The organism is Actinomadura luzonensis (assembly GCF_022664455.2).
GTDB lineage: Bacteria > Actinomycetota > Actinomycetes > Streptosporangiales > Streptosporangiaceae > Nonomuraea > Nonomuraea luzonensis.
Window position 1 is genome coordinate 1,573,681 of the sequence record NZ_JAKRKC020000001.1, and the last position, 18,493, is coordinate 1,592,173.

The following is an 18,493-nucleotide window of genomic DNA, read 5'->3' on the forward strand; positions in this document are numbered from 1 at the left end:
CGGGCATCTGAGCGCACCCGATACCCTGAGGAGACCGCCGCAGACCACCGTCCACCCCGTAGAGACGGTGGCGCGTGCGCGCGCGCATTCCTCGGAGGGGACGACTGTCATGAGCGCTGCCCGTGTGGGCGTAGTCACGTTTCCAGGAACTCTCGACGACCAGGACGCCGCCAGAGCCGTGCGCCTCGTGGGCGCCGAGGCGGTTCCGCTGTGGCACGCCGACCACGACCTGAAGGGAGTGGACGCCGTGTTCCTGCCCGGCGGCTTCTCCTACGGCGACTACCTGCGCTGCGGCGCCATCTCGCGGTTCGCGCCGCTGATGGACGAGCTGATCCCGGCCGCCAGGGCCGGCTTGCCGGTGATCGGCACGTGCAACGGCTTCCAGATCCTGTGCGAGGCGCACCTGCTGCCCGGCGCGCTCACGCGCAACGCCTCGCTCCACTACGTCTGCCGCGACCAGCGGCTGCGCGTGGAGCGCGTCTCGACCGCCTGGACGAACGCGTTCGAGCAGGGCCAGGAGGTCACGCTGCCGATCAAGCACGGCGAGGGCCGCTACGTCGCCTCCGCCGAGACCGTGGCCGAGCTGGAGGCGAACGGCCAGGTGGTCGTGCGCTACCTCGGCAACCCCAACGGCTCGCTCAACGACATCGCCGGCATCAGCAACGCCGCCGGCAACGTCGTCGGCCTCATGCCGCACCCCGAGCACGCGGTCGAGGAGCTGGTCGGCGCGCCGAGCACCGACGGCCTCGGCTTCTTCACCTCCATCCTCAAGGCCATGGTGAACGCATGACCGACACGGTTGAGCGGGCGGCCGGCACGCCCGACGAGCCGATGCCCTTCGCCGAGCTGGGCATGAAGCAGGACGAGTACGACCGGGTCAAGCAGATCCTGGGCCGCCGCCCCACCGGCGCCGAGCTGGCCATCTACAGCGTCATGTGGTCCGAGCACTGCTCCTACAAGTCGTCCAAGGTGCACCTGCGGCAGTTCGCCACCAAGGCTCCCAAGTCGGAGGCGCTGCTGGTCGGCATGGGCGAGAACGCGGGCGTCGTGGACATCGGCGACGGCTGGGCGGCCACGTTCAAGATCGAGTCGCACAACCACCCGTCGTACGTCGAGCCGCACCAGGGCGCGGCCACCGGCGTCGGCGGCATCGTGCGCGACATCATGTCGATGGGCGCGCGCCCGATCGCCGTCATGGACTCCTTGCGCTTCGGCGCGGCCGACGCCGTCGACACCCGGCGCGTGCTGCCCGGCGTGGTCGAGGGCATCAGCAGCTACGGCAACTGCCTGGGCCTGCCCAACATCGGCGGCGAGGTCGTCTTCGACCCCTGCTACCTCGGCAACCCGCTGGTCAACGCCCTGTGCGTGGGCCTGCTGCGCAAGGACCAGATCAAGCTGGCCACCGCGCCCGGCCCGGGCAACAAGGTCGTGCTGTTCGGCGCGTCCACCGGCCCCGACGGCATCGGCGGCGCGAGCGTGCTGGCCAGCGCCACGTTCGAGGACGAGTCGCAGGCCAAGCGGCCCGCCGTGCAGGTGGGCGACCCGTTCATGGAGAAGCTGCTCATCGAGTGCTGCCTGGAGCTGTACGCGGCCGACGTCGTCGTCGGCATCCAGGACCTCGGCGCGGCCGGCGTCTCCTGCGCCACGACCGAGCTGGCCGCCAAGGGCACCGGCGGCATGACGGTCGACCTCAACCTGGTGCCGCTCCGCGACCCCTCGCTCCGCCCCGAGGAGATCCTCATGAGCGAGTCGCAGGAGCGCATGATGGCCGTGGTCCGGCCCGACGACATCCCGGCGTTCATGGCGATCTGCGCCAAGTGGGACGTCCCGGCCACCGTCATCGGCGAGGTCACCGACACCGGCCGCCTCGTGATGACGTGGGACGGCGAGGTCATCGTGGACATCCCGCCGGGAACGGCGGCCGACGACGGGCCGGTCTACGAGCGGCCGTTCCACGAGCCGGCCGGGCAGTCCGCGCTCAACGCCGACACCCCCGACCGCCTGGAGCGGCCCGCCGACCTGCGCGAGACGCTGCTGAAGCTGCTCGGCTCCCCCAACCTGGCCTCCAAGGAGTGGGTGACCGACCAGTACGACCGTTACGTCCGCTCCAACACCGTGCTGGCCCAGCCGGCCGACGCGGGCATGCTGCGCATCTCCGAGGCGATCGACGGCGCCGAGCCGACGACCAGGGGCATCGCGCTCGCCACCGACGGCAACGGCCGCTACGCCAAGCTCGACCCGTACGCGGGGGCGCAGCTCGCGCTGTCCGAGGCGTACCGGAACGTGGCCGTCACCGGCGCGCGGCCGCTGGCCGTCACCAACTGCCTCAACTTCGGCTCGCCGGAGGACCCCGAGGTCATGTGGCAGTTCGCCGAGGCGACGCGCGGCCTGGCCGACGCCTGCCGAACGCTCGGCGTGCCGGTCACCGGCGGCAACGTCTCCTTCTACAACCAGACGGGCGCGACCGCCATCAACCCGACGCCGGTCGTGGGCGTGCTCGGCGTCATCGAGGACGTCGCGAGGCGGGTGCCGTCCGGGTTCGTCGCCGAGGGGCTTCGCGTGGTGCTGCTCGGCGACACGCGCGAGGAGCTCGGCGGGTCGGAGTGGGCGCACGTCGCGCACCGCCACCTCGGCGGGCTGCCGCCGCAGGCGGACCTGGAGGCCGAGCAGGCGCTCGGCGCGGTGCTGGTGGAGGCGGCCCGGCGCGGGCTGCTGGAGGGCTCGCACGACCTGTCCGACGGCGGGCTCGCGGTGGCGCTGGCCGAGTCGTGCCTGGCGCGGGGTGTGGGCGCGAGCGTGGCGCTGACCGGCGATCCGTTCGTCGACCTGTTCAGCGAGTCGGCGGCGCGGGCGCTGGTCGTGGTGCGGCCGGAGGCCTACGAGGAGTTCGCCTCGCTGTGCGGGCGGCACGACGTGCCGTGCTACGGGCTCGGGGTCACCGGCGGGGAGTCGCTGGTGGTCGAGGGCGTGTTCGAGGTGCCGGTGGAGGAGCTGCGGGAGACGCACCGGGCGGCGCTGCCGGCGTTGTTCGGCTGACGGTCACCCGGCAAGGGCCGGTACGGGCTTCCGTACCGGCCCTTTCCCGCGTCAGATGCAGATGGCGGTGGCGGTGCCGCCGACGTTGCCGTCGAGCTCGACGTACCAGGTGCTGGAGTTCATCGGGGCGCTCTTGACGGCCTTCACGTTCGAGGAGAAGCCGCCGCCGGTGAGCAGCTTGCCCTCGGGGCAGGAGGCGTAGCCGGCCTTGCCGCTGAAGGACTTGTTGACGATGACGGGGGTGACGGTGGTGCCGCCGCCGCCCGTGCCGGGGTCGCCCTTGTCGCCCTTCTCGCCCTTGAGCGAGGCGAGGAACTGGGCCACGGTCTTGTTGCCGTTGCCCGGCTGGCTGCGCCAGATCTCGTAGGCGCTCTTGCCGTCCTCGCCGTCCTGGCCGTCGCGGCCGTTGCGGCCGTCCCGGCCGTCGGCGCCCTTGGGGCCCTGCGGGCCCGCGTCGCCCTTGGGGCCGGTGTCGCCCTTCGGGCCCTGCTCGCCGTTCTTGCCGGGGAGGCCGTCCTTGCCGTCCTGGCCGTTCTTGCCGTCCTCACCCTTGGGGCCCTGCGGGCCCTGCGGACCGGTGTCGCCCTTCGGGCCCTGCGGGCCGACCGCGCCCTGCTTGCCGGGGCGGCCCTGCGGGCCCTGCGGCCCGGCGTCGCCCTTCGGGCCCTGCGGGCCGGTGTCGCCCTTGGGGCCGACGGTCACCGAGTTGGTGGTGGCCTCGCCGCTGCCGCCGCCGATGAGGATGCGCACCTCCGTCACGCGGCACTTCGTGGTCGGGTTCACGATGCGGGCGTACCGCGTCTTCTTGTTCACGCAGGCGGTGACCTGGCCTGAGGCCGAGGAGGCGGTGGCGACGCCACCGACGGTGAGGAGCGAGGCGGCGAGCGCTCCGACAGCGGCGAGGGTGAGCGTGCGCCCACCGCGGACCTTGATAGCCACGGCTTTCCTTCCAGGGGAACCAGATGGTGCTGAAGTGATGCATGAGAGACACGTTTCAAACGGTCCAAGGGATGGCAGGAACTACATAACGTATTCGTCACGAAACATTCTGTTACTGATGATTTGACCGATTGTCGGTAACCTTGGTGAGTAAAACGACGCATTGGAGGCATGGGCCGCGCGTGGATAATCGGCTTGTGCCAAGCGCCGATCCCGCCCCTTACCTGCCCCCGGCCACGCAGCCCGTCCGCGGAGTGGTGTGGGCGATCCACCTGGTCCTGCCCATGCTGGGCCTCTGGCTGCTGCTCGCCAACGACAAGATCAACATCCCCTGGCAGCACAACCCGAGCCACTTCTGGTCGATCCTCGCGGTCGCCGGGGTCAACGTGGCGCTCGGCCTGATGATCAGCGAGGCGGCGCGGCGGCGCGGCGACGCCCGGCTGTTCCTCGTGTCCATGGTCTTCCTGAGCAGCGCCGGCTTCTTCTTCATGCACGGCCTGGCCACGCCGGGGTTCATCCTGCGCACCGGCTCGCTCGGCTTCGACGCCGGCCAGCAGGTCGGGCTGTCGGTGGCCGCCCTGTTCGCCTTCGCCTCCGCGCTGCCGCTCGGCGAGCGGGCCGCCGGGCGGGTGCTGGCCGCGCAGCACTTCGTCCGGGCGGCGCTGCTCGGCTTCATGCTGGTGTGGGGCCTGACGTCGCTGACGCCGGGCCTGACGCCGCTCAGCGAGCCCCCGGCCGAGGCGCCGGTGCCCTGGCTCGCCTGGGGCTCGCTGCCCGGGCTGCTGGCGTACGCGGCGGCGAGCGTGATGATGTTCCTCATCCACCGGCGGCGGCCCTCGGCCATGCTGATCAGCCTCATCACCGCGTACGCGCTGCTGGCCGAGTCCATGGTCGCCGGCATGTCCCAGCACAACTGGCACCTGTCGTGGTGGGAGTGGCACCTGCTGCTGACGCTGGCCTTCGTCTTCGTGGCCTACAGCTCCTACCTGCAGTTCCGGCGCGAGGGATCGAGCGCCGGCCTGTTCGACTCGGTGGCGCTCTCGGCCACCGTGCGGCGCATCAGGCAGGACTACGACCGGGCGCTGGAGGAGCTGGTCGAGCACGTACGGCGCGGCGAGCCGCTGGCCGCGACCCGGCTGTCGGGCAAGTTCCGGCTCAACGAGGGCCAGGCCGCGGTGCTGGACCGGGCCGGCCGGGCCCTGGCCGAGGAGCGTGAGCTGTCGGTGCGGCTGGCGGCGCTGGTCGACGTCAGCGGGCGGACCAAGGTCGGCCTGCCGGAGAACGAGCTGCTGGCTTCGTCGCTGGAGCGGGTGCGGCAGGCGTACGGGGACGTCAGGATCGCGCTGGTCGCCGACGGGAGGACCCAGGTGGGCTCGCGCGAGTACGCCTTCACCGGCGACGAGCCGATCCGGCGCGACCACCTGCTGGCCTTCCCCCTCACGGTCAAGGGGAAGCTGGCGGGCGTGCTGGAGGTGCCGATCGGCCGCACCAGCCAGGACGAGGCGCTGGCCGCCACGCTGGCCGGCCAGCTGTCGATCTCGCTGGAGAACGCCCGCCTCTACCAGGAGCTGCACACGCTGTTCCACCAGTACATGTCGCCGGACGTGGCGCACGCGCTGCTGGCCGACCCCGCGCAGGCGGCGCTCGGCGGCGAGCTGAGGGAGCTGACGGCGTTGTTCGCCGACCTCAAGGGCTTCACCACGTTCTCGGAGAAGGTGACGCCCGGCGAGATCGTCGAGATGCTCAACCGCTACCACACCGCCGCCGTGCCGTGCATCCTCGACAACGGCGGCACGATCGTGCAGTTCGTCGGCGACGCGCTGCTCGCGCTGTTCAACGCGCCGGCGGCGCAGGCCGACCACGCGCGGGCCGCCTGCCGGGCCGCGCTCGCGATGCAGCAGGCGGCGGCCGAGGTGGCCGAGGAGATGGCCTGGAAGCGGGTGGACGACGTGCCGTGGCCGACGTTCCGGGTGGGCGTCAACACCGGGCCCGCCCTGGTCGGCAACATCGGCAGCCCTGAGCTGCGCGGCTTCAACGCCATGGGCGACTGCGTGAACGTGGCCGCCCGGCTGGAGGGCGTCGCCGTGCCCGGCACGGTGGTCATCGGCGAGACCACGCTACGGCACCTGGGCGAGGGCGCCTCGGTGCGGCCGCTGGGGGACCTGAGCCTGAAGGGCAAGGAGGAACTCGTCACGGCCTATGTTCTGACGGATTTGGCGTAGTAGGGCCGGGCTCGTACCGACATAATCGGGCGCATGGATCCAGAGCCAGGCGAGTTCCTTTCCATGCTCACCGACGAGGAGGCGCAGGCGCTGCGGGCGGCCGGCCGCATCCGGCGGTGGGACCGCGGCACCGCCGTCATGAACGAGGGCGACCTGGCCGACTGGGTGCTCGTGCTGCTCGACGGCCGGGTGAAGGTGTCGTCGCACACCAGCAGCGGCACCGAGGTGGTGCTCGCCGTGCGCGGGCCGGGCGGGCTGCTCGGCGACATGTCGGCCATCGACGGCTCGCCGCGCTCGGCCACCGTGACGGCGCTGGAGCCGATCACCGGGATCGTGGTGCGCGACTTCCCGGCGTTCCTGGAGACCCATGGGCGCATCGCGGTGCTGCTGATGAAGCTCGTCACCGGCCGGCTGCGCGACTCCGACCGGAAGCGCATCGAGTACGGCGCCTTCGACACGACCGGCCGGGTGGCCACGCGCCTGATCGAGCTGGCCGAGCGGTACGGCGAGAAGACCAACGGCGGGGTGCGGGTGGCGCTGCCGCTGTCGCAGGACGAGCTGGCGGGCTGGACCGGCGCGTCCAGGGAGGCGGTCAGCAAGGCGCTGCGCACGCTGCGCGACCGGGGGCTCATCGAGACGGGGCGGCGGCGGGTGGTCATCCACGACCTCGACGGGCTCAGGAAGCGCGCCAGGTAACCCCTGTCACAAAACGGACGTACGTCGTACGTCATAGTGGGAGCATGGTCGCGGTCACCCCCCATGACGACAGCCGGCTCCGCTACGCCTGGAAGGTGTGCTCCGTCACCAGCCTGGGGCTCGTCCTCATCGGCATCGCCGGCAGCACGCTCAACGTGGCGCTGCCCGCCGTGGTGCGGCACTTCCACGCCGACGCGACGGAGTCCGGCTGGATCCTGCTGTCGTTCCTGCTGGTCAACACGGCGAGCCTGGTCTTCTTCGGCCGGGTCGCCGACCTGCTCGGGCGGCGGGAGGTCTACCTGGCGGGGTTCGCGCTGTTCACCGTCGCCTCGCTGCTGGCGGGGCTGTCGCCGGACGTGTGGTTCCTCATCGCGATGCGCGTGGTGCAGGCGGTCGGCGCGGCGATGATCCTGGCCAACGGCACCGTGATCATCACCGACGCGTTCCCGCCGGAACGGCTCAGCCAGGGCATGGGCGTCTACATCGGCACGTTGTCGGTGGCGCAGCTCGCCGGGCCCACGGTCGGCGGGCTCATCGCGGAGACGGCCGGCTGGCAGTGGATCTTCTGGGTGAACGTGCCGGCCGGGCTGATCGCGCTCGCCTGGGGCGCGGCGATCTTACGGAAGGTGCCCAGGGGGCCGCGGCAGCCGGTGGACGGCCTCGGCAACGTGCTGCTGTTCGCCGCGCTGTCGGCGCTGCTGCTGGCGCTGTCGGAGACCGGCTCGCGCGGGGTGGGCAGCCCGGTGGTGCTGGCCGGGGCCGGGGTGTTCGCGGTGCTGGTGCCGCTCATCGTGCTGGCCGAACGGCGGGCCGCGAACCCCGTGCTGGACCTGCGGCTGTTCGGCGGGCGGCTGCTCGCCTACGCGAACGCGGCCTCGTTCTGCAACGCGCTCGCCCGCTCGGCGCTGATCCTCGTGGTGGCGCTGTACTTCCAGGCGGCGCGGGGGCTCGACGCGTTCGCGGCGGGGCTCAGCGTGCTGCCGGTGCCGGTCGGGATCGGGCTGGCCTCGCCGCTCGTGGGGCTGCTGGGGCGGCGGGTGTCGCCGTACGCGCTGTCGATCGGCGGCGCGACGCTGAGCGCGCTCGGGCTCGGGACGCTGACGCTGACGGCCGGCCCAGGGACGCCGTACTGGGTGACCGGGATAGGGCTGTTCGTGGCCGGCTGCGGCAGCGGGACGTTCCTCACCGGCAACACCACCCAGGTCATGCGGGCGCTGCCGAGCGGCAGCCTGGGCGTGGTCAACGGCTTCCGCGTCATGATCATGAACGTCGGGATCGTGATCAGCGTCGGCCTGTCGCTGAGCGTGCTGACCGCCTCCGTCGGGCCCGAGCTGCGCGCCCAGGTGTACGCCGGCACGCTCTCCAGGCTCTCCCCCGTGGCCGTGGGGCAGCTCATGGAGGGTTTCCAGCGGGCCTACGGGGTGTTGTTCGCGGTGGCCGTGGCGGGCGCGCTGCTGGCCGCCCTGGCCCGCGGTCAGAGCAGCGCGGAGAGCCTGGACTCGACGTCGCGGTAGCGGGAGACCGGCACCAGGTGCACCCCGGCGAACGCGCCCGACTCGCGCAGCGCGAGCACCTGCTCGCAGGCCGCCTCGACGCCCGCCATGCGGTCGGCCGCCACCCGGCGCACCAGGTCGTCCGGCAGGTCGATGTCGGGGATGGCGGCCGCCAGCGTGCGGGCATGGCGCTCGCTGGCCAGCACCATCACTCCGGCGTAGACCGGCACGTCCGCCGGGTGCGCCTCGCGCCACCGGAGCTGGGCCTCCACCGAGTAGCTGACCTGGAGGAACAGGAAGTCGGCCGCGCGCTTCCACGACGGCAGGGAGCGCAGCCCGGCCGCCGCGCCGAGCCGCAGGTCCGGCGAGAACGCACGGGCCTCGTCGAGCATCGAGCGCACCGTGAGGTCGCTGGTGCGGTTGCCGCTCGTGGGCTTGTCGCCGTAGACGAACAGGAACTGGTCGACCCCGTAGGCCGCCGCCGTGAGCAGGTCGCGCCGGAAGCCGAGCAGGTTGCGGTCGCGGGAGTTGAGGCAGGCGATGCCGCGCCCGCCCATGGCCTCGACCTCGTGCGCGACCGCGACGCTGGAGACGGTGGCGCGGCCGATGTGGTTGTCGGGGATGAGGAACGCGTGCGCGATCTTGCTCATGGTGCCGATCTGGTGCCTGACGTGCTTCAGATCGGGCTTGGTCGGGGGTTCGATCTCGCAGATCAGCTCGAAGGTCACGGCTCCGACTGTATCCGGCGGGCCGCCAGCGCCTCGATGCCCGCCAGGACGAGATCGACGCCGAAGGTGTCGTACAGCTCCGGGTCCATGCCGCCGGCCAGCGGCGCGGCCATCTCCACGATGAACGGGTACCGCTCGGGCGGCAGCGCCTGCAGCCCGGCGCGCCTGGCCCTGACCTCCTGTTCGTCGCGGGAGTGCCCCGGGGCGTCGGCGATGGCGATGGCGCTCCGCAGCAGGTACTGGCTGATGAGGCAGCTCTCGTCGGCGCTGAAGCCGGCCGTGCGGCCGAGGCCGAGCGCCCGGTTCCAGACGGCCAGGTAGTTGGGGACGGCCACCTGGCCGACGCGCTCGAACACGTCGCGGGCGCACCGGTGCGCGCGCAGCGTGCGGATCAGGCCCACCGTGAGGTCACGGAGCTGCTCCTGCCACGGGCGCTCGTCGGCGGGCTGCGGCGCGAAGCCGGCGATCAGGTGGTCGGCCATGCCGGCGAGGAGCTGGTCCTTGTTCTTGAAGTGCCAGTAGAGGGCCATCGGGGTCACGCCCAACTCGGCGGCGAGGCGCCTGATCGTCACGGCGTCGAGACCTTCGGCGTCGCCGATCTCCAGGGCGCGCTCCGCGATCGCCTGAGCGGTCAGTTTTCCCATCACGGTTGACAACTATACGCCGTACACGTTGAACTGTACGACGTACAAGTACGGCGTATAGGAAGGCGTCGCCATGCGGTGGTGGGCGTTGGTCGCGGTGACTCTGGGCACCTTCATGACCTATCTGGACAACAACGTGGGCAACGTGGCGTTGCCCACCATCCAGCGGGAGCTGGGGCTCACGGTCTCCGGGCTGGAATGGATCGTGAGCTCGTACATCCTGGTCTTCGCCGGGCTCATGCTGGCCGGCGGGCGGCTCGCGGACGTGTTCGGGGCGCGCGGGGTGTTCCTCGCCGGCCTCGGCGTCTTCACCGCCGCGTCGCTGACCGCCGGCCTCGCCACCAGCGGCGGCCTGCTCATCGCGGCGCGGGGCGCGCAGGGCGTCGGGGCGGCGCTGCTCACGCCGACCGCGCTGGCGCTGATCGGGCAGATCTTCCCCGACCCCGCCGAGCGCGACCGGCGCGCTGTCCATGGCGCTCGGGCCGGTGGCGGGCGGCTTCATCAGCGAGCACCTGCACTGGGGCTGGATCTACCTGGTCAACGTGCCGATCGGGGCGGCCACGGCCGGGCTCGCGCTGTGGGCGGTCAAGCCCTCCGCGCGGGGCCGGCGGCACAGCCTGGACCTGCCCGGGCTGGTCACCTCGGCGCTGGCGCTGGTGGCGCTCACGTACGGGCTCATCGAGGGCGACGGGGCCGGGTGGACGTCGCCGGAGATCCTGGCCGCGTTCGGGGTCGCCCTGGCGGCGGCCGTGGCGTTCGTGGTGATCGAGTCGCGGGCCGCCGAGCCGATGCTGGTGATGGCGCTGTTCCGGTCGCGGGTGTTCACCGGCGGACTGCTCACCAGCGGCATCTGGTCGTTCGGGGTGTTCGGGATCTACTTCTTCAGCGCCCTGTGGCTGCAGAACGTGCTCGGCTTCTCCCCCACCGAGGCGGGCGCCTCGTTCGTGCCGATGGCCCTGGTCACGGCCGTCGTGGCGCTGCTGTCGCAGCGGGTGAGCCGGCTGTTCGGCATCGGCCCGACCGTCGCGACCGGCCTGGCGCTCATGGGCACCGCCGTCTACCTGCTCTCCCGGGTCGGCGGCGGGGCCGGCTACGGCGACGTCGGCCCGTGGTTCATCCTGTACGGCGTCGGCGCCGGCCTGATGGTGCCGCTGACCGCCGCCGTCCTCGCCGGCCTGCCGGCCGGGCGCTCGGGGGTGGCCGCCGGCATGCTGAACGTCTCCCGCGAGGTCTTCGGCCTGCTCGGCGTCACCGTCCTCGGGGCGATCCTGAGCGCCCGGCAGAGCGCGAGCGGGCTGCCCGCGCTGCCCGCCTTCCTGGACGGGTACGCGTTCACGCTGGTGATCGCGGCGGCCGTGATGCTGGCCGCCATCCCGATCGCCCTGTGGGCCCTCCGGGCCCGCCGCGGCCCCGTCCCGGCCGAGGACCCGACGGCCCCCGAGCCGGCCGCCGTCGGAAGCCCGACCTCTCAGGCGAGCGGGAGGACCGCCCAGACCACCCGCTCGCGGCGCTCGTTGCGGAAGTGACCCCACAGGCCACCGGTCAGCAGGTCCACCAGGACGAGGCCCCGCAGCCGCTCGACACCCGGGTCAGGGTCGGGGTCCGGCGAGGGGTCGTTGTCGGGCAGGCCCATGGCGGGCTCGCCCGGCGACCGTCCCGGGTCGGTGACCAGCAGCTCGCAGCGACGCGACTCGGTGGTCAGCTTGAGGCGGACGTACCCGGCGTCCGGCATCGGACCGAGGCCGTGGCGGACGGCGTTGGTGACCAATTCGCTGGTGACCGTCTCCAGGTCGTGCGCCCGCGCCCCGATCCAGCGGCAGACGGTGTCCCGGGCCATCGAGGGGAAGAGCAGCGGGTCCGCGATCCCCGCCAGGAAGGTGTGCTCCATGGGCATACGGCTTTCTCGTGGGCGGTAGGCCAACAAGAGCATGACCGTCTGGCTATGGAAGCGCCGCAGGTTGCGGGCGTACCGTTCCGTACCGTTCGTAGGCGACTGCGGTGGGTGACGGAGGGCGGCATGGCGGAGAACGGGCAGGACCCCAGCCTCAAAGCCTGGCAGGAGTACGCCGAGCGCCTCCACCGGTACCGGTCCGACCAGGGGTTGAGCCAGCAACGGCTGGCCGAGCGCATTCCCTACAGCGAAGCGGCGGTAGGGCATGTGGAACGGCTCATCCGCAAGCCGTCCCATGGGCTCACCAAGGAGCTGGAGAGGGTGTTCGGGCTCCAGGGCGAGCTGATGGAGCTGCTGCCGGAGATCCACGGCGTGGGGCCGAAGTGGTTCCGGGAGTGGCCTCGGGTGGAGAAGCTGGCGCACACGATCAGGACGTCCGAGCCGATGCTCATCCCCGGCCTGCTCCAGACGGAGAGGTACGCGAGTCACACGTTCCTCGGAGAGCCGGGAGCATCCGTGGAAGAGATCGAGACGGCGGTCGGCTTCCGGCTTCGCCGTCAGCGGATCTTCGCACGGGCCAGGCCTCCCGTGTACTCGGCGCTGATCGACGAGAGCGTGCTGCGGCGTCCTGTGGGCGGGGGCGCGGTGATGCGCGAGCAGTTGCAGAAGCTGACCGATGTGCTGAACCCGCCCTATGTCACGGTGCGGATCATTCCTCTGTCCGCGGGGCTCACGGCCGGCTGCCTCGGAGCCTTCGAGATCGCCACGCTCCTCGACGGCGGGCCGACCCACGCGTACGTGGAGTCCGCCGAAGAAGGCCGCGTCACCAGTCGCGCCAAGACGGTGCAGGCGCTTACGGTTCGATGGGAGGCGCTGTCCGGCATGGCGCATCCCGTGGACCGGAGTCGCGCGATCATCCGCGAGGTGATGGAGAGCTATGAGCAGTGAGCGGGGCCTCCGTACAGGCGTGTGGACCAAGGCCAGGGCGTCGGGCGGGAACGGCGGGAGCTGTGTCGAGGTGATGCGGCTGGCGGATGGCGGGGTGCTGGTCAGGGACAGCAAGGACGGCGGCCAGGGGCCCGAGCTGAGCTTCACCCGGGCCGAATGGCTGGCCTTCCTGGACGGGGCCGGGAAGGGCGAGTTCGACCTGTCCTAGGGCCTGTACGGAGTTGAGATCAGAGGGATTACCTGCGGTATGGCCGGCGGTCCTGGTAGGCCATCGGGCATGGCGCGTGGAGACCTCACCGACGAGGAATGGTCCTTGATCGAGCCTCACTTACCGCTGGGTGAGCGGGGTCCGATCCCGGATCTGCGACGGCTGTTCAATGCGGTGATGTGGCGGTTTCGTACCGGCAGCCCGTGGCGCGACCTGCCGACCGAGTACGGACCTTGGTCCACCGCCTACGACCGGTTCCGCTCCTGGGCGCTGAACGGCGTGTTCGAGCAACTGATGCAGGCGATGATCGCCGAGGCCGCGGCCCGTGGGCAGGCCGACCTCGACCTGGTCAGCGTGGATTCCACCACCGCCCGCGCTCACCATCATGCCGCCGGGATGGTCTTGGACGGCGAGCTGAGCGCAGCGCTGGAAGAAGCCGCCGAACGGGAAAAGGGGCTACGCCAAAGGGGCAAAACGCCCGCAACGACAGCGACGACGAAGGGTGCGACGGGGACGGGGACGGACGAAGGCGGCTGCGACGCCGACACCGGTTCCGGCTGAAGGCGGCCATGCTGGGCCGCTCGCGAGGCGGGCTGACCAGCAAGGTGCATCTGGCCGCCGACCGGCGATGCCGTCCGTTGTCCTTCGTCCTGACTGCCGGCCAGGCAGGCGATAGCCCGCAGTTCCGCGCCGTGCTGGAGCGCATCAAGATCGGCCTGCCGATCGGCCGTCCGCGCACTCGGCCGGGCGCGGTGGCCGCGGACAAGGCCTACTCCTCCCGCGGCAACCGCGCCTACCTGCGTCGGCGTCGGATCAAAGCGATCATTCCGGAGAAGATCGACCAGGCGGCCAACCGCAAGAAGCGCGGCTCCCGTGGCGGCCGGCCGGTCACCCATGATCCCGATCTCTACAAGCAGCGCAACACGGCCGAACGCTGCATCAACCGGATGAAGGAGTGGCGTGGGCTGGCCTTCCGGTTCGACAAGACGCCCGCCAGCTATCTGGCCGGCCTGCACCTGCGAGGAGCCGTCTTATGGATTCGAAGCCTGCGACCAGCCTAGAGATCCGAACTCCGTACACGCCCTAGCGCGGCTCGGACGGTCCGGGAGGATCGCCCGAGCCGCTTCGGAGCGGGGCGGTCAGTCACACAGCAGAAGGCTGAGCCCGCTGTCGGCCGCGCAGCCGGTGATGCTCAGGTGCGATTGAGCGGCGGCCTGGTCACCGCCCTTGGGGTCGCGCTCCGGTGGCAGGGCCTGCAGGTCGAGAAGGGTCATGGGATTCACCTCCTTTCGTCCAGGAAGGGCAGGGAGGCGGGGCGGCGGTGCTGGGCGGCGGCGAGGGCGAGCAGGACGCCGGCGGCGCCGGTCGCGAGGTCGGCCGACAGGCGGAGCAGCTGCTCGCCGGGGAAGGCCAGGCCGCCCCGGTGGGGCAGGGCGTGCCAGGCGAGCCGGCGCGCCTGCTCGGGGCCGTGCTCCGGGTCGTCCGCCAGCGCCAGGACGGCTCCGGCGCGCCCGCTGAACAGGCCGGGCTGGACGAAGAAGCCGCTGCGGGCCACCCGCCGGATCCCGGCCAGCGCCCGCGCGAACCGCGCGTCGTGGCGGTGCCGCAGGTAGCGGCGCAGCACCAGGCCGATGCCGATGCTGCCGCCCGCCAGGTACGGCATCAGCCGCCATCCTTCGTCGACCTGGAGAAGGCCGTCGTCATCGGTGACGCAGCGGCCGAGGTCGTGGCGGAGGGCGGTGGCCGCCCGGTCCAGGTACGCGGGGTCGCCGCGGTCCTCGTACAGGGCGAGGAACAGCAGGGCGGGCCCGGAGGCGCCGTGCATGAGGCCCGCCTGCGCGGGCGGGTCGTCGCCGATCCGGCCGGCCAGCAGGTGCGCGGCCTCCCGCAGGTCGGGGCGGGCGGTCAGGCGGGCGAAGTGCAGCAGGTTGAGGCCGATGCCGGCCAGGCCGCCGTACAGGTCGTGGCCGCAGTCCGTCAGGTCGTGGCGCCGGGCGGCGGCCAGCACGTCCAGGGCCTCGGGGAGGCGGCCCAGGCAGGCCAGCGCGTACGCGATGCCGTGCAGCCCGTCGTAGAAGCCGGGCCGGACGTCGCGGCCGGTCAGGACGCGGTCGAGCAGCCACCGCTCGTGGCCGGGGAACCGGCCCGCGCCGGAGGCGTGCAGGGCGTAGAGGACGCCCGCCGCCCCGTGCGCCAGGTTGAGCCCGCCGCCCGGGCCGAACTGGGCGATGTCGCCGGGGAAGAGCCGGTCGGCGCGGCCGGGGGTGGCGGTGGCGAGGATCGCGCGGGTGATCGCGTCCCGGCCCGGCCCGTCCGGTGCGAGGCGCGGGCGGGACGGCGGCCGGTCGGGGGCGATGACCGCGACGGCCTCCCGCAGCCACTCCTCGGGCACGGGGAAGTGCTCGGCGACGAGGTCCGCGAGGTGGGCGGCCTTGCCGCGGTCGAGCTGCAGCAGCATGGGCATCGGCAGGAACAGCGCCAGCCGCAGCACGGCCAGCGCGTGCCGGTCCAGGTCGGCGCCGGCGCGGCCGGGCGGCGCGAGGAAGCCGGGCGCGGCCACCGCGGGGCGGCGCCGCTCCGCGACCGGGAAGGCCGCCTCGTAGTCGATGAGCGTCACCGACCCGTCCGGGCGGCTCAGGACGTTGCCCAGGTGCAGGTCGCCGTGGACGTAGCCGCGGCGGTGGAGCTCGGCGACCGCCTGCTCGACGAGGCCGTGGGTGCGGAGGGCCCAGCGGGTGAAGCCGGCCACGTCGCGCTCGCGGCCGACCTCGGCGGTCAGCGGGTGCCGCCTGGCCAGGGCGGTGCTGAGGGTGATGCCCGGGACGAGCTCCATGGCCAGGAACTCGTGGTCGCCGAGGGTGACGTAGCCGTCCAGCGCGGGCACGGCGGGGAGCCCGGACAGCCGCTCCAGCAGGTTCCGCTCGTGGCGCAGCCGGGTGACCGCGTCGGAGCCGTCGGCGGAGAAGCCGGCGTGCGGGCGGGCCTCCTTCAGCACCACCGGCTCGCCGTCGTCCCTGCGGCGGGCGCGGTAGAGGCCGCCGCCGTTGGAATGGTGCAGGGCGGCCTCGATCTCGTACGGCAGCGCGCCGACCGTCACGGCCTCGCGGGCCGCCAGGTGGGGCGCGAGGAAGGGCGGCAGGTCGACCCAGGGCGGCAGCGCGAACACCGGGCCGCGCGGATCGGGCACCAGGGCGCCGGCGGGGTCCTCGATCGCGGGCACCCGCTCGCCGTCCGCGGACCGGCACCAGCGGGGGACGAAGGCGCCGTAGCGGACGTACAGCGGGCCGGCCGCGATGCGCAGGTCGCTCAGGATGTACGGGCCCGGCTCCCCCTCCAGCAGGCCGCCCAGCTCGGCGCACACGCGCTCCAGCTCGGCCTCGTCGCGCGGGTAGAGGGTCAGGAGCTTGCCGCTGCCCGCGCGAGGGGCGTACTTGGCGTTGCGGGCGAGCACCGCGCGCGGGCCGCGCAGGAACTTGAAGGCGAGCCCGCGCGGCAGGCAGTAGGCGCGCACCGCGGCGATGAGCCGTTCGGCGTTGTCGGGGCGGCCGGAGACGTGGATCTTCCAGCCCTGGGCGGGCAGGCCCGGGCCGGGCGGCAGGCAGCTGCGCCACTCGTGGTGGTCGTGGCGCAGCCAGCCGGGCGGCAAGGGGGCGCAGGGGAAGTCGTCCGCCGCGGGAGGGACGTCGTAGAAGAGCGGGTCGGCTTGGCAGAAGAGGTGGTAATCCCTGTTCACTGGTCACCTCGTCAGGGCTCACCCGTTACGGTCCCCCGAAAAGGAACTACCTAAAGTGACCGCGAGGTGACATCAAGCGACCCCCACGGTCGCCGGGTCGTCGAACTGGGTGCGGTAGAGCTCCTCGTAGCGGCCGCCGGCGGCCAGCAGCTCGGCGTGGGTGCCGCGCTCGACGATCCGGCCGTCCTCGACGACCAGGATGAGGTCGGCGGCGCGGATCGTGGACAGGCGGTGCGCGATGACCACGGCGGTGCGGCCGGCCAGGGCCTCGCCGAGGGCGGCCTGGACGGCGGCCTCCGAGGTGGCGTCGAGCGCCGCGGTGGCCTCGTCCAGGATCACCACCCGGGGCTGGGCCAGCAGCAGGCGGGCGATCGTCAGGCGCTGGCGCTCGCCGCCGGACAGGCGGTAGCCGCGCTCGCCCACCACCGTGTCGAGGCCGTCGGGCAGCGAGGCGATGAGGGCGGCCAGGCGGGCGCGGGTCAGGGCGTCCCAGAGGTCGTCCTCGGTGGCCTCGGGGCGGGCCAGCAGCAGGTTGGCCCTGATCGTGTCGTGGAACAGGTGGCCGTCCTGGGTGACCAGGCCGAGCGTGTCGCGGATGGCGTCGAAGGACAGCTCGCGCACGTCCACGCCGCCGAGCCGGACCGCGCCCGCGTCCACGTCGTACAGGCGGGGCAGGAGCTGGGCGATGGTGGACTTGCCGGCGCCCGACGAGCCGACCAGGGCGACCATCTGTCCTGGTTCGGCGCGGAACGAGATGCCGTGCAGCACCTCCTCGCCGCCGCGCGAGTCGAGCACGGCGACCTCCTCCAGCGAGGCCAGCGAGACCTTGTCGGCCGAGGGGTAGGCGAAGCGCACGTCGTCGAACTCGACCGCGACCGGGCCGTCGGGCACCCGGCGCGCGCCCGGCCGCTCCTCGATGAGCGGCTTGAGGTCCAGCACCTCGAAGACGCGCTCGAAGCTGACGACCGCGGCCATGACGTCCATGCGGGCCGAGGCGAGGGCGGTGAGCGGGGCGTACAGGCGGGTGAGGAGCATGGCCATCGAGACGACCGCGCCGGGCTGGAGCTGCTCGCGCAGGGCGTAGAAGCCGCCGAGGCCGTACACCAGGGCCAGGGCGAGCGCCGAGACCAGGGTCAGCGCGGTGACGAAGGCCGACTGGGTCATGGCCGAGCGCACGCCGATGTCGCGCACCCGGCGGGCCCTGGCGGCGAACTCGGCGGACTCGCGGGCCGGCCGGCCGAACAGCTTGACCAGCGTCGCGCCGGGCGCGGAGAAGCGCTCGGTCATCTGGGTGCCCATGGCGGCGTTGTGGTCGGCCGCCTCGCGGCGCAGCCGGGCGATGCGGGCGCCCATGCGGCGGGCCGGGAGCACGAAGACGGGCAGGAGCAGCAGCGCGAGCAGGGTGATCTGCCAGGAGATGCCGACCATCGCGGTGAGCGTGAGCGCGAGCGTCACGAGGTTGCCGACGACGCCGGACAGCGTGTCGGTGAAGGCGCGCTGCGCGCCGATCACGTCGTTGTTGAGCCGGCTGACCAGGGCGCCGGTGCGGGTCCTGGTGAAGAAGGCGACCGGCATGCGCTGGACGTGGTCGAAGACGGCGGTGCGGAGGTTCAGGATCAGGTCCTCGCCGATGCCGGCCGACAACCAGCGGTTGAGCAGCCCGAGGCCCGCCTCGGCCACGGCGATCGCGGCGATGGCGAGCGCCACCGTGACCACCGCGCTCAGCGGCTCGGCGTTGAAGATGGCGTCCACCACCCGTCCCGCGAGCAGCGGCGAGGCCACCGCGAGGCCCGCGAGCACCACGCTGAGCAGCACGAACAGGGCGAGCTTGCGGCGGTGCGGCCGGGCGAAGCCGCCGATGCGCCGGAGCGTCGCCCGCGACAGGGGACGGCGCTCCGGCCGGTTGTTCATCGAGTACAGCTGGTGCCAGGCGGTCATCTCCATGCTCATGGCAT

At 72.6% G+C, this 18,493-nt stretch carries 14 protein-coding genes and 2 pseudogenes; 9 read left to right on the top strand and 7 right to left on the bottom strand.

The genetic code is table 11. The features are described 5' to 3' along the window. Positions 1 to 109 precede the first annotated feature (109 nt). Positions 110 to 790 (top strand): phosphoribosylformylglycinamidine synthase subunit PurQ, encoded by a 681-nt coding sequence (gene purQ, locus MF672_RS07455; protein WP_242380833.1) that lies wholly within the window; start codon positions 110 to 112, stop codon positions 788 to 790. Beyond that, entirely contained in the window at positions 787 to 3,036 is a 2,250-nt protein-coding gene (gene purL, locus MF672_RS07460) for a phosphoribosylformylglycinamidine synthase subunit PurL (protein WP_242380834.1), read from the top strand. Before purQ ends, purL begins: the two co-directional genes overlap by 4 nt. Positions 3,037 to 3,087: 51 nt before the next feature. On the opposite strand, the gene MF672_RS07465 is transcribed toward purL, so the two are convergent. After that, positions 3,088 to 3,975, bottom strand: a complete 888-nt coding sequence (locus tag MF672_RS07465) for a collagen-like domain-containing protein (protein WP_242380835.1) — start codon at positions 3,973 to 3,975, stop codon at positions 3,088 to 3,090. A 197-nt stretch (positions 3,976 to 4,172) separates the two neighbouring features. Here MF672_RS07465 and MF672_RS07470 point away from each other — a divergent pair, with 197 nt between their 5' ends. From MF672_RS07470 to MF672_RS07480, 3 genes are read left to right on the top strand one after another with little or no spacing between them, the layout of a single operon-like run. After that, positions 4,173 to 6,197, top strand: coding sequence for an adenylate/guanylate cyclase domain-containing protein (locus MF672_RS07470; RefSeq protein ID WP_242380836.1), 2,025 nt, complete (start codon positions 4,173 to 4,175; stop codon positions 6,195 to 6,197). A gap of 33 nt (positions 6,198 to 6,230) precedes the next feature. Further along, positions 6,231 to 6,893, top strand: coding sequence for a Crp/Fnr family transcriptional regulator (locus MF672_RS07475; protein ID WP_242380837.1), 663 nt, complete (start codon positions 6,231 to 6,233; stop codon positions 6,891 to 6,893). Between the two features lie 44 nt (positions 6,894 to 6,937). Further along, the gene (locus tag MF672_RS07480; RefSeq protein ID WP_242380838.1) at positions 6,938 to 8,407 is read left to right on the top strand and encodes an MFS transporter; all 1,470 of its coding nucleotides are present in this window, start codon (positions 6,938 to 6,940) and stop codon (positions 8,405 to 8,407) included. On the opposite strand, the gene MF672_RS07485 is transcribed toward MF672_RS07480, so the two are convergent. After that, a complete protein-coding gene (locus MF672_RS07485) occupies positions 8,368 to 9,114 on the bottom strand; it encodes a methylenetetrahydrofolate reductase (RefSeq protein ID WP_242380839.1) in 747 nt (248 codons plus the stop codon). The genes MF672_RS07480 and MF672_RS07485 overlap by 40 nt on opposite strands. Beyond that, positions 9,111 to 9,758, bottom strand: coding sequence for a TetR family transcriptional regulator (locus MF672_RS07490; RefSeq protein WP_242380843.1), 648 nt, complete (start codon positions 9,756 to 9,758; stop codon positions 9,111 to 9,113). The genes MF672_RS07485 and MF672_RS07490 overlap by 4 nt, the downstream gene beginning before the upstream one ends. Before the next feature lie 115 nt (positions 9,759 to 9,873). On the opposite strand from MF672_RS07490, the pseudogene MF672_RS07495 reads away from it, so the two are divergent. After that, a pseudogene (locus tag MF672_RS07495) lies at positions 9,874 to 11,284 on the top strand (MFS transporter). On the opposite strand, the gene MF672_RS07500 reads toward MF672_RS07495, so the two are convergent. After that, positions 11,227 to 11,646 carry an ATP-binding protein gene (locus MF672_RS07500; protein WP_242380840.1) on the bottom strand — a complete coding sequence of 140 codons (420 nt, stop codon included), beginning with the start codon at positions 11,644 to 11,646 and terminating at the stop codon, positions 11,227 to 11,229. The pseudogene MF672_RS07495 and the gene MF672_RS07500 sit on opposite strands and share 58 nt — an antisense overlap. A gap of 129 nt (positions 11,647 to 11,775) precedes the next feature. Between MF672_RS07500 and MF672_RS07505 the strand changes: the two genes are divergently transcribed. From MF672_RS07505 to MF672_RS07515, 3 genes and pseudogenes are all read left to right on the top strand, one after another. Continuing rightward, positions 11,776 to 12,597 (top strand): helix-turn-helix domain-containing protein, encoded by an 822-nt coding sequence (locus MF672_RS07505; protein ID WP_242380841.1) that lies wholly within the window; start codon positions 11,776 to 11,778, stop codon positions 12,595 to 12,597. Next, positions 12,587 to 12,805 (top strand): DUF397 domain-containing protein, encoded by a 219-nt coding sequence (locus tag MF672_RS07510; RefSeq protein WP_242380842.1) that lies wholly within the window; start codon positions 12,587 to 12,589, stop codon positions 12,803 to 12,805. Before MF672_RS07505 ends, MF672_RS07510 begins: the two co-directional genes overlap by 11 nt. A gap of 69 nt (positions 12,806 to 12,874) precedes the next feature. Further along, positions 12,875 to 13,866: pseudogene (locus MF672_RS07515) on the top strand (IS5 family transposase). Positions 13,867 to 13,944: 78 nt separating this feature from the next. Here MF672_RS07515 and MF672_RS07520 read toward each other — a convergent pair. From MF672_RS07520 to MF672_RS07530, 3 genes are all read right to left on the bottom strand, one after another. Next, on the bottom strand, positions 13,945 to 14,079 hold the full coding sequence (locus MF672_RS07520) for a SapB/AmfS family lanthipeptide (protein WP_242371943.1): 135 nt from the start codon (positions 14,077 to 14,079) through the stop codon (positions 13,945 to 13,947). A 5-nt stretch (positions 14,080 to 14,084) separates the two neighbouring features. Next, positions 14,085 to 16,538 (bottom strand): class III lanthionine synthetase LanKC, encoded by a 2,454-nt coding sequence (gene lanKC / locus MF672_RS07525; RefSeq protein ID WP_242371942.1) that lies wholly within the window; start codon positions 16,536 to 16,538, stop codon positions 14,085 to 14,087. Between the two features lie 72 nt (positions 16,539 to 16,610). Next, complete coding sequence (locus MF672_RS07530) at positions 16,611 to 18,488, bottom strand: ABC transporter ATP-binding protein (protein WP_242371941.1); 1,878 nt, start codon at positions 18,486 to 18,488, stop codon at positions 16,611 to 16,613. Between the last annotated feature and the right edge of the window lie 5 nt (positions 18,489 to 18,493).